Raw genomic sequence first — 10112 nt, 5'->3', positions numbered from 1 at the left:
GTTTAAAGAACTTGATTCAGCATTCAAAGTTCCATTTTATCCGGTACTGCCAATTGTTTCATTCATCCTATGTGCAGTTTTGATGCTGGAATTGAAACTGTTTACTTGGATTGCCTTTTTCATTTGGCTCCTGATTGGTTTAGTACTATATTTTAGTTATGGCTATCGTCACAGTCTTGCCCGTAATCAACGCCATTAATCTAACTAAAATGAGCCTCATTAATTTGGATTACTCCAATTAATGAGGCTCATTTCTGGGTACAACATAATTATATCAATCGATTTAAACCGACGAGCAAAATTCCAAGTGACAACAGCGATGCTATGCCAATTGCTACGAAAGAAATTTTACTTGTTTGTTCGCCTGTTTTCGGTAATGACTTACTGTGATATTCGAGTAACGAGACAGTCGAGTGTTGTTTTTTAGGTAAGACTTTATCTTTAGTTAATTTCACCGGCGCCAACTCAATTCTGCCATCACTACTTTGTGTTACCTTCACTGGCTGATAGGTTTTGCTAACGCTTTTTTTCTTATTTGTCGATTCATTGCTCGTTACTGTTGTTTTACTAGCGCTTTTGTTATTATCACTGCTATTAACAGTAGCTTTTGTTGTAATAGTCGCTGGTTTTATTTTATCAGAAGATGACTCAACCAGCTTAGATTCAGTGGTACTCTGCACACTTTGAGCATCACTGTTATTTGATTCTGACCCGCTTTCAACATTAGGCTCAGCCACTGCTTTAGTCGCTTCTTCAGGTATCACTGCTTTTTGTGCATCAACCAATCCAGAATCAGAGACAGTTCCATCGGTGATAATGTTTGTAGTTGTGTCAGTTGCTGCGTAAGTTGTTTCGTTTTGCAACGACATACAGATGCTAATCCCCAGCACCAAACATAACGCAATCAGAAACCTTCTAAAACTAACGTTATTTGTCATCGGTTGATCCCCCCAAAGCTAAAATTATTTAAATTATGATTTATATTAGATTATCCTATGAATTTACTATATCAAATTAAACGCTTTCAGACAACTATTTTTTAACCCGAGTTTGTCACTAAATCATGGCATAGCTTGATAATGCAGCACTTAAACTCCTATTACGGAAAATAATCTAAATTACACTTTTATTTTTATTGTTTGTCAGTCATACTTAGTGGTAACGTTAATTAATTTTTGTTGTAGCGGTTGTTGGGAGGATTTTTCTATGAAAAAAAGCACATGGGGTGTACTATTATTTGTTGTCATTTTGTTGCTTGCCATTGATTTTTGGTGGTTGGTTGCAGTTGGTGCGTTAATTGGAATAGGCTATTGGCTCCAAATACATTATGTACAGACCACTAACCACCAGAAGCGCAACACAATTTTTACTTGGATTATAGTCACAATCCTTGCGTTTTTAATTGTTGGCATGTCGTCTGGTCCCAGCGATTCACAGACAAGAACCACCCGCGTAAAAGATAAAGCCACAAAAATTTCTGCTCCAACCAAGCACAAACCCGTTAACTCTAATAAAACCAAAAAAGCTCACAAAAATAAAGTCAAATCGCAACCCAAAGGTACTGAACAGCTGGCAAATCTGAGTTATGACGGTACACAAACAATCGACGTGAATGATGGCAATCCAACCTTCACCACCACTGATTTAGCCACCAACCATGGTTCCTGACAAACATATGGTAACTTAGACTCGCATAATCGCCCGACCCATGCTGACGCATTGATTAACCATAATATGCAGCCAACAACAAAACGCGAGGCGTTAACAGTCAATCCAACTGGCTGGCGCAACAAAAAAATAAAATCTGGCTACCTCTACAACCGGTCGCACTTAATCGGATATCAGTTAACCGGTCAAAATAATAATCCCAAAAATTTAATTACTGGCACTAGGTCGCTAAACAGTCCTGAAATGTTGCGGTATGAGGATGATATTGCTTATTATTTAAAAAATAATCCCAATGGCTATGTTCGGTACCAAGTAATCCCAATTTTTAAGGATACCGAACTAGTTGCGCGTGGTGTTCACATGCAAGCCCAGTCAATCGGTAGTAATATCATTCACTTCAATGTGTATATTTTTAACATTGAAAATGGTGTAAAGATCAATTACACAGATGGAACTAGTCAGGTATCTTCAGCACAACAAGCTACTAGCACTGGACAACAGACTAACAGTAAGACCAAATCAGGCAGTACCGGACAACAAGGAGATATAAATACCAACGACACTGGTAAAATTGTTGGCAATATTAATAGTCATATTTACCATGTTCCAGGTCAAAGTGGTTATAGCATGAATTCTGCCAATGCAGTTTATTTTAATACTGAGCAAGAAGCACAGGCCGCTGGCTACAGAAAATCACTGCGGTGACTAAAATAAGGCTGGGCAAAATATTTGCCTCAGCCCCTTTTATTTTTCGAACATTATTTTCACAACAATAGCCACCACAACTGCAACAACTAACAAAATTGCGAACCACAAGAGACTGTAAAAATATATTCCCAAACCCGTCATTGGCAAGTATCCACACATTGAGATCAACCCCTTTAATTCAATTATAATGCTTCTTAATAAGGCAGCCAATATTTTAATACCCGCAAAGTGGGCATCTTAATACTTTTTACTTCTAATTTTTGTTTTAATGTGCACAGCATAATTTAAGTATGCTATAATTATTGGTGCATTGCGGATGTAGTTTAGTGGTAAAACTCAAGCTTCCCAAGCTTGCGTCGCGAGTTCGATTCTCGTCGTCCGCTTAATTTAACATAACAATATTTGCTCTTAATTGCCCAAATTATGGCAATTAGGAGTTTTTTATTGGTTTAATTAAATTTAAACTTAAAAAACTGCCAATTCAATCTCAAATATTGCAACGTCAAAAAAGGCCGACTCTGAGCTTAACTATGCTCGGAATCTGCCTTCTTTTCACTCTTTTTTGCCACAGCTACTCTGCAGTATTGATTTTCTTAATTTCACTCTTGCGTACAATGGCGCGCTGATTTAATTCGGTCACAGCCACTTGGTCTTCTTCATCGAATTTGATAATGTTAACCAACACAGAATTTTCGTAAACTTTTTCGATCTCACCAGTAAAATCATGTTCTAATGAACCAAACTTTTTACATGTGACATTGTCTCCAATTTGAAACTCTTCCATTCAATTCACCTCATAAAATTAATCAAGTAATACTAACAAAAATAACAGCAATAAGCAAATTATACTTCTCCGGCACCAGCTAATTGCGGCTGATCACCCAGCTTAAGTGTCTTACGCATTTGCTTTTGAACCTGTTCTTTAACTACCGGATCCGCCGTTGTTTCAACAGTTTCTCGCATTCTCTGCAATTTGTGTAGCCGACGAATGGCAGCTAAATAAGAACCAATTAGAACAACTGTGGAACCTAACCAAGCGAGCGGATCTGAGAAACATGCACCAGCATAACCAAAACTACCAGCCAAAACAATGGCACTAAATGAACGCATGAATAATTCTGCAATACCGGCAATGGTTGGAATAACACTTTGCCCCAACCCTTGTAGGGTATATCGGATGATAAACAAAATTGCTAAAATAGAATAAGAACTACCGACTACGTTGAAATAGACTTGACTAAGTCTTAACACTTCAACGTCCTGGCTGCCCACAAAGAGCATTACAAGCTGTTGCCCGAAAACTATGATTAGAACTCCAACTAACACACTAAACGCAACTGAAGCAAATAAAGCTTGCCGCACCCCTTTGATGATGCGTTCATATTCGCCAGCACCAATATTTTGGGCGGCAAAAGTGGCCATTGTAATACCAAACGACATCATCGGTAAACTAGCTAATTGATCAATTTTTGAAGCTGAAGTCGTTGCAGCGACAGCCGTTGTTCCTAAACCATTCAATGCTGATTGCATAAAAATTGCGCCGATGGCAATAATTGATGATTGAAAGGCCATTGGAAACCCAAATTTAGCGTGGACACCAAATTCTTTCAGTACGGCAACAAAATCCACTGCATGAACTTGCAACATTGGAATGTGTCGATAAATATAAATAACACACAATCCACTTGAAATTACTTGTGAGATCAATGTAGCCCAACCAGCACCAGCAACACCCCAATGAAACACCAAGATGAATAACAATTCTAAAATTAAATTTACCAATGTTCCAATAATTAGAAACCAAAGCGGCGTTTTTGAGTCGCCTAATGCCCGAATTTCATTCGATAGCAGATTAAATGCCACTGAGGCAAAAATACCCATAAAAATAATCGAAATAAATTTACGCGCATCAGTATAAATTTCTGCAGGAGTGCTCATTAAATGCATAATTGGATCAAGAAAAACTAAACTGCCAACTGTTAGTACAATTGCCACAATTAAGCTAATCATAATGCTCGCTGCAAAACTACGTCGAACGCCGCGATAATCCCTGGCGCCAAATCGTTGTGCAGTCACGATTGATAAACCAGCTGTTAGTCCCGAAGCAAAGCCAATAATTAAAAAGTTTAAGCTTCCCGTAGAGCCAACCGCGGCTAACGCATTCACACCAAGGGTTTGACCAACCACCAAGACATCTGAAAAATTATATAATTGCTGAAATAAGTTACCAATAAATAATGGCGTTGTAAACATCAAAATTAATTTGATTGGGTTTCCCTTAGTTAGATCGCGCATAATCGCACTCCTCCTTCATTGAATACAGCTTTTTACACAATGATTGGAAGTATACGACCATCTATTTGAAAACACAAGAAAAAAGTTTGATTGTAACAGAACCGTTATAAAAGGCGCTTTCATAAGACTTTACATAATTATTACAACCCGCACTATTTAAATCATGGTAAAATTAGAATAAGTTAAAGGAAGTGTTGCCAATATGTGGACCATTGTACATCTGAGCGCCGCGATTGTACTGATCGGTACAGTTGTCACTGGATTAACAGCAACATCACAGAAGCGAGTCAAAAAATGGATGATCATTAGTCGATTATTGTACCTGATTTTGCTTGTTACTGGCGGTGTAATTTTATATTTTATTTTCCCCATCACGCCAATCACAGCCCTCATCAAGTTTATTTCTGCCATTGGATTAGTCATCTTAATTGAAATATCATTCGCCAAAAAGCAGGAACAGCGAATAACAATTGGATTGTCAGCACTGCTATCGCTCTTTTTTATTTTGACAATTACCTGCAGTTACTACTTATAACGTAAAAATGATCTTTGGAGAGAGACACCTCTGCAAAGATCATTTTTTGAACCAATAACCATTTTTGATTGTATCAAGCATCTTAACCAATTGCACCGTTTCCGTTACATCGTGCACCCGTAAAATGTTACCACCGTGTAAATACATATATGCCTCTGCCACTAATGTTACCGGCAACCGATCATCTTTCGCCAGACCAAATAATTTAGCCCCAAAGCCCTTTCGCGAAATAGCAATCATCATTGGTCGTTGCAAATAATTAAATTGGTCAATATTACGCATCATGGCATAATCCTGATAACCATCGGCCTCCTTGGCATACCCAATTCCTTGATCAAGCGCGATTCGCTGGCGTACAATGCCATAATTCATGATTTTGGTCAAATTAGTTTCAAAAAATTGTTTCATTTCTTGAGTTAAATTTTGATATTCATGGCTGCGACTGCTATGCATTGTGAGTAACCCAATCTCAGTTGGAGCAAGCAATTTTAGTTTACGACTATCATCGATAAAGGCGTTGACATCGTTAATGATATCCACATTTGCTTGGACTACTGCTTGCATCACATCATATTTATATGTATCAACTGCTACAGCAATATTAGGATAGTAACTCTTGATTATCTTAATTACCGGCATAATCCGTTCAATTTCTGTTGCAGCTGAAATTTCGTTAAAGCCTGGACGTGTTGTTTGACCGCCTACCTCGATTACATTCACTCCTGCAGATACCATCGCTGCAATCTGTTGTTGTATTTGTTCCTGCTGTTGAAAGCGCCCTCCATCGTAAAAAGAATCTGGTGTGATGTTTAAAATGCCATAAATCACCGGTTGTTGCGACACATTAAAGTTAAATCGACCAGTCTGCCAATAAATTGCATGCTGCTGTTCAATCACCTTAAAATCAGTAGCCAGAGTATCATTTGCCCAGGTTAATAAACATCGCTGTCTTAATAGCGGTAATGCGGCTACTGGAACAAAACAAGTGACAACCAAATCGCTAGCTTGACTGATAAGATCAAACTGGTCTAATAACCGCTTTAGCGTCCGGACATCGTCAATTGAGTCTAACGTAAACTGTAAAAAACACTGCCGCTGCCGCATAGCAATATCTTGCAAAACTAAATTAGTTAGTTGATTATCCTGTTTGACGTTAATCTCGCGTACGTGCATCGTGTTCACCTCTATACTTTATTTATCAGCTGTTTGATTGCGTTGGTCCTGTGCAACAATGGCAGCTTAATCTTATCTGGTAACTGTGCCAAAGTTTGGTCCATTCCCCTAGGAACTAAAATCAGATCGAAACTTGATCCATTGGCACCCCGCTCATTCATTGCAATCGTCCCACGAAATATCCCACTAGCATCAAATTCTCGGTTGTCCGGGGTCACTAACACTAACTGACTAATCATCTTGACTGTCCGATCTTTACCTGCCACCAGACTTAATATTTTATTGTTAAGTTCATGATCATCTTTAAATGACCCCAATTGTCTGGCAGTCATTACACCCAATTTTTCGGATAATGCGGTCAATTTCATTCCAGAATCATCCGCAACTATCCATTCATCTGGCAAATAATCAGCCAAAAAATGTGCTTTAGTTCGAGCATTTAGCAAGTAACTCTGCGTTCCTTCTGCCGGAAATGTCACTGGAGAAAGCAATTTTTGATATGAGATTGCCTGCATTCCAACAGATTGGAAATATGTGATTAATTCATTGGTCTTCGCTAAATTATTGGATGCAATTATTACCGGTTGCCCTATTTTCATTGTCGAAACATCTCCTTTACTACATAAAAAGAGCCAGTAACAACAATTACAGTTTTTGCATCCGCCACTTGCAACGCTTTTTTCACACCTTGTTGTGCATTAGCAACAACGTGACTTTCGGGTAAAATTGAATGTAACTGGCGACTAGCCAGCGCGCGATCACTATTATCCGGTGTGGTTACAAATATTTGTTGTGCCACTTGTGAAAATTTTTTTGCCATTTGAAGGTAATTTTTGTCTTTTAAGAATCCGAGCACAAAAATAAAATGGACTTCAGCAAATAAAGCATCCAGCGATTGGAGCAATCGGTCAACAGCATCTGGATTATGCGCTCCATCTAAAATGATTGGCGGTGTTGTTCCTAAAACCTGCATTCTGCCAGGTATTTCAATTTGACGAGCAGCGTCAATTAGCACTTGCTTGTTGCTAATCAGATGGTGTTCTGCCAACCAATCGTAAACCGCAACAACAGTTTTAAAATTATCAATTTGAAAATCGCCCAACAGTTTCAAACTAATAGGTTCACAGGTCAAGGATCGACTAGTGATAATCAAGCTGGTACCAGTCAATTGACGGGCAACCACCTCAGCCTCCACTTTGGCACTAGACCAAACTTCCTGAGCGCCATTTTCAATTGCTACTTTGTTTAACACCTTCATAACTTCGCTACGCTGGTTCGGTGCAATAAAAACGGTTGTCTCTGGTTTAATAATTTGTGACTTGTTATATGCAATCATTTTAATTGTATTACCCAATATCTTGGTATGATCGATATCTATGTGGGTAAAAATTGTAAGTAATGGTGGCATAATTGCATTAGTTGCATCGTCTTTACCACCCAAACCTGCTTCAATAATTGCCCAGTCAACTTTTTGGTTTGCAAAAAACTGTAACATAATCAAAGTAAACCATTCAAAAGCCGTCAGATCTTTAGCACTAATTTGTGGTGGTAATTGTGTGCAAATCCAAGTATAAGTTTGCACGAAATCATTTTGGGAAATCATTTCACGATTAATCGCAATTTGTTCGCGTTGGTCAACCAGCGCCGGGCTAGTAAAATGTCCGACCCGGTACCCTTGATTAAGCAACATTTGTGCAATCATGGCACCTGTCGAGCCCTTGCCATTTGTCCCGGCCAAATGAATCACTTTAAACTTTTTATCTGGATGATCCATCGCAGCTAATACTTCTTTTAGTAATGCAACGCGATCATCGTCTGCTGCAAGCATCTCGTGATTCATCTGGTCTAATACTTTTTCATAACTATTCACTATGATTACCTGTCTGGCGTAAAAACTCATTTCTCATTTCAACATCTGATTTAAACACTCCATCAAACTTAGAGGTATAGGTGAATAGTCCCGATTTGCTAATTCCGCGCATCTCCATGCACATATGGCGTGCTGATAGTGAAACCGCAATTCCTTTGGGTTGTAAAATTCGTTTCATTTGTGCTGCAATCTGTGTCGTAATTCGTTCTTGAACCCCAGGACGCTTAGCAACAAAATCTACTAACCGAGGAATCTTACTTAGACCCATAATTTGGCCATCTCGTGGCACATAGGCAACATTTGCTGTCCCAAAAAATGGCAATAAATGATGTTCGCACATTGAATAAAATGGAATTTGCTGAACTAGCACCATACCCGGATCTTCTTCAACGTGAAAAACTTTATAATCATCAAATTCCGGGGATTCATCTAGTGATGCAAAAACTTCACCATACATTTTAGCAACGCGAGCTGGTGTTTCCATTAATCCTTCTCTGGCTGGGTCTTCTCCAATCGCCATTAAAATTTCTTTAACTGCATTCTCTATCTTTTTTTCGTCCATTAAATAGATGCGCCTCCATCATTGTATTTTTGAACCCTAGTTTCATCGTTCGTCTGTAACAGCATTTTTTTGACCAGTTGTGCAGTTTTTTCATCATCCCTTGTTATTTCTAGTAATGGTATCAACACAAATTTTCGATTTTGCATTTCTGGGTGTGGTAATGTCAGTGTTTCATCGCCTTGAACTAAATTACCGAATAGCAAAATATCAAGATCAATTGTCCGCGGTCCCCAGTGAACCAATCGTTTCCGATGCAGTGCCTGTTCGATCTGGTGTAAGTAACCTAACAATTGTGTTGGGGTTAAATTGGTCTGAACTGCTACTGCAATATTAAGAAAATCGTCTTGTTTTACACCACCGACGGGCTCTGTTTCATAAATACTTGAAACTTGTACTACTTCAATTTTGGGATTGGCCTTTAATCTTGTTACTGCATTGGCAAGATTTTTCTGCCGCTGCCCCATATTAGATCCAATGCTAAGATATGCCCGTTCACTTGCCATGTTGCTGTACTCCCGAAACCTCGATTTCAACATTGTCAAAAATACCTGCAATTGGCACACTGTACTTACGCACTCGTAGTGTAATTGCTTCAATTGTGGGATACGTTACCAAAAGTTGTTGCAATAAATGATTGGCTAAACTTTCGATCAAATTATAGTTTTTGCTCAACACGAAATCTTCGATTGTTTGATACACATCTGCGTAACTAACTGTCTCTGTCAAATCGTCATGTTGCACCACTTGCTCAATCGGATAACTTAATTCAGCATCCAACTGCAATCGTTGACCCAATTTTTTTTCTTCAGCAAACACACCATTATATGTGTGAAAACTCATATTATTAATTCTAATTTTGCCCATTTGAACACTTCCTCGTCTGTTACTTCGACTAATATAATATCATTTTTAGCATACTAATGCCGAGTAACTCGCTTTAAACAAAAATACCAACTGCAATTTTCATTACGTTGGTATTAATTGATATTTTTCAAATTATTCTGCCTGTGTCAGCCGTTGTTGAATATCCGTAACTGCTGCCATTGCATTTTTATAATCAGTAAGATTGAAATTTAATTGTGAAATACAGTCACTAGTGGCGGTCAAAATTGCAGCTTGATTTTGTTTAGCGTATTCAGTTAGGTCAATAATCACCCGACGTTCGTCTTGCTTCGATCGAGTTCTCGTCAGCCACCCCGCTGCTTCCATCCGCTTTAACAAAGGAGTGAGTGTGCCGGTGCCCAAGCCTAATTTTTCGCCCAGCTGATTAATAGTCACTCCCTGTTTCTCCCACAACGCCA

At 38.7% G+C, this 10112-nt stretch carries 14 protein-coding genes, 1 tRNA gene and 1 pseudogene; 6 read left to right on the top strand and 10 right to left on the bottom strand.

Going from position 1 to position 10112, the window contains the following annotated elements:
- On the top strand, positions 1-199 hold a 199-nt coding region (locus WDC_RS08395; RefSeq protein WP_044011412.1), incomplete at its 5' end, for an amino acid permease C-terminal domain-containing protein.
- 70 nt (positions 200-269) lie between these two features.
- On the opposite strand, the gene WDC_RS08390 is transcribed toward WDC_RS08395, so the two are convergent.
- Positions 270-938 (bottom strand): LPXTG cell wall anchor domain-containing protein, encoded by a 669-nt coding sequence (locus WDC_RS08390; RefSeq protein ID WP_082040970.1) that lies wholly within the window; start codon positions 936-938, stop codon positions 270-272.
- 268 nt (positions 939-1206) lie between these two features.
- Between WDC_RS08390 and WDC_RS09925 the strand changes: the two genes are divergently transcribed.
- The 4 genes and pseudogenes from WDC_RS09925 (at position 1207) to WDC_RS08375 (ending at position 2759) form a co-directional block, all read left to right on the top strand.
- Positions 1207-1668, top strand: coding sequence for a hypothetical protein (locus WDC_RS09925; protein ID WP_044011410.1), 462 nt, complete (start codon positions 1207-1209; stop codon positions 1666-1668).
- A gap of 15 nt (positions 1669-1683) precedes the next feature.
- A pseudogene (locus WDC_RS10080) lies at positions 1684-2031 on the top strand (DNA/RNA non-specific endonuclease); the annotation flags it as partial.
- Positions 2029-2373 (top strand): sunset domain-containing protein, encoded by a 345-nt coding sequence (locus WDC_RS10075; protein ID WP_450088947.1) that lies wholly within the window; start codon positions 2029-2031, stop codon positions 2371-2373. The pseudogene WDC_RS10080 and the gene WDC_RS10075, both read left to right, overlap by 3 nt.
- A 315-nt stretch (positions 2374-2688) precedes the next feature.
- Positions 2689-2759 (top strand) — tRNA-Gly (locus tag WDC_RS08375).
- A gap of 188 nt (positions 2760-2947) precedes the next feature.
- On the opposite strand, the gene WDC_RS08370 is transcribed toward WDC_RS08375, so the two are convergent.
- Positions 2948-3160, bottom strand: a complete 213-nt coding sequence (locus tag WDC_RS08370; RefSeq protein WP_044011408.1) for a DUF2187 domain-containing protein — start codon at positions 3158-3160, stop codon at positions 2948-2950.
- A gap of 59 nt (positions 3161-3219) precedes the next feature.
- Complete coding sequence (locus tag WDC_RS08365) at positions 3220-4671, bottom strand: MATE family efflux transporter (RefSeq protein WP_044011407.1); 1452 nt, start codon at positions 4669-4671, stop codon at positions 3220-3222.
- A 202-nt stretch (positions 4672-4873) separates the two neighbouring features.
- On the opposite strand from WDC_RS08365, the gene WDC_RS08360 reads away from it, so the two are divergent.
- On the top strand, positions 4874-5206 hold the full coding sequence (locus tag WDC_RS08360; RefSeq protein ID WP_044011406.1) for a DUF1516 family protein: 333 nt from the start codon (positions 4874-4876) through the stop codon (positions 5204-5206).
- A gap of 39 nt (positions 5207-5245) precedes the next feature.
- Here WDC_RS08360 and folP read toward each other — a convergent pair whose 3' ends face one another.
- From folP to WDC_RS08325, 7 genes are all read right to left on the bottom strand, one after another.
- Positions 5246-6379, bottom strand: coding sequence for a dihydropteroate synthase (folP, locus tag WDC_RS08355; RefSeq protein WP_044011405.1), 1134 nt, complete (start codon positions 6377-6379; stop codon positions 5246-5248).
- Positions 6380-6390: 11 nt separating this feature from the next.
- Positions 6391-6978: a non-canonical purine NTP pyrophosphatase gene (locus WDC_RS08350; protein WP_044011404.1), complete on the bottom strand. Its 588-nt coding sequence runs from the start codon at positions 6976-6978 to the stop codon at positions 6391-6393.
- Complete coding sequence (locus WDC_RS08345) at positions 6975-8249, bottom strand: bifunctional folylpolyglutamate synthase/dihydrofolate synthase (RefSeq protein WP_044011403.1); 1275 nt, start codon at positions 8247-8249, stop codon at positions 6975-6977. Before WDC_RS08345 ends, WDC_RS08350 begins: the two co-directional genes overlap by 4 nt.
- Positions 8242-8811, bottom strand: a complete 570-nt coding sequence (gene folE, locus WDC_RS08340; RefSeq protein ID WP_044011402.1) for a GTP cyclohydrolase I FolE — start codon at positions 8809-8811, stop codon at positions 8242-8244. Before folE ends, WDC_RS08345 begins: the two co-directional genes overlap by 8 nt.
- A complete protein-coding gene (folK, locus tag WDC_RS08335; protein ID WP_044011401.1) occupies positions 8811-9314 on the bottom strand; it encodes a 2-amino-4-hydroxy-6-hydroxymethyldihydropteridine diphosphokinase in 504 nt (167 codons plus the stop codon). Before folK ends, folE begins: the two co-directional genes overlap by 1 nt.
- The gene (folB, locus tag WDC_RS08330; protein ID WP_082040968.1) at positions 9304-9675 is read right to left on the bottom strand and encodes a dihydroneopterin aldolase; all 372 of its coding nucleotides are present in this window, start codon (positions 9673-9675) and stop codon (positions 9304-9306) included. The genes folK and folB overlap by 11 nt, the downstream gene beginning before the upstream one ends.
- 132 nt (positions 9676-9807) lie before the next feature.
- A partial coding sequence (locus tag WDC_RS08325) for a MarR family winged helix-turn-helix transcriptional regulator (RefSeq protein WP_044011400.1) occupies positions 9808-10112 on the bottom strand: 305 nt, incomplete at its 5' end.

Origin of the sequence: Paucilactobacillus wasatchensis, from assembly GCF_000876205.1 — a bacterium.
GTDB lineage: Bacteria > Bacillota > Bacilli > Lactobacillales > Lactobacillaceae > Paucilactobacillus > Paucilactobacillus wasatchensis.
This window is presented reverse-complemented; position numbering and strand designations above follow the sequence as displayed.

What these genes read in the sequence shown, in the direction of transcription:
- folP (WP_044011405.1), bottom strand. Translation starts at nt 6,379, where the DNA reads ATGCACGTACGCGAGATTAACGTCAAACAGGATAATCAACTAACTAAT.
- folK (WP_044011401.1), bottom strand. Translation starts at nt 9,314, where the DNA reads ATGGCAAGTGAACGGGCATATCTTAGCATTGGATCTAATATGGGGCAG.
- WDC_RS09925 (WP_044011410.1), top strand. Translation starts at nt 1,207, where the DNA reads ATGAAAAAAAGCACATGGGGTGTACTATTATTTGTTGTCATTTTGTTG.
- WDC_RS08350 (WP_044011404.1), bottom strand. Translation starts at nt 6,978, where the DNA reads ATGAAAATAGGGCAACCGGTAATAATTGCATCCAATAATTTAGCGAAG.
- WDC_RS08390 (WP_082040970.1), bottom strand. Translation starts at nt 938, where the DNA reads ATGACAAATAACGTTAGTTTTAGAAGGTTTCTGATTGCGTTATGTTTG.
- WDC_RS08360 (WP_044011406.1), top strand. Translation starts at nt 4,874, where the DNA reads ATGTGGACCATTGTACATCTGAGCGCCGCGATTGTACTGATCGGTACA.
- WDC_RS10075 (WP_450088947.1), top strand. Translation starts at nt 2,029, where the DNA reads ATGCAAGCCCAGTCAATCGGTAGTAATATCATTCACTTCAATGTGTAT.
- folE (WP_044011402.1), bottom strand. Translation starts at nt 8,811, where the DNA reads ATGGACGAAAAAAAGATAGAGAATGCAGTTAAAGAAATTTTAATGGCG.
- WDC_RS08370 (WP_044011408.1), bottom strand. Translation starts at nt 3,160, where the DNA reads ATGGAAGAGTTTCAAATTGGAGACAATGTCACATGTAAAAAGTTTGGT.
- WDC_RS08365 (WP_044011407.1), bottom strand. Translation starts at nt 4,671, where the DNA reads ATGCGCGATCTAACTAAGGGAAACCCAATCAAATTAATTTTGATGTTT.
- folB (WP_082040968.1), bottom strand. Translation starts at nt 9,675, where the DNA reads ATGGGCAAAATTAGAATTAATAATATGAGTTTTCACACATATAATGGT.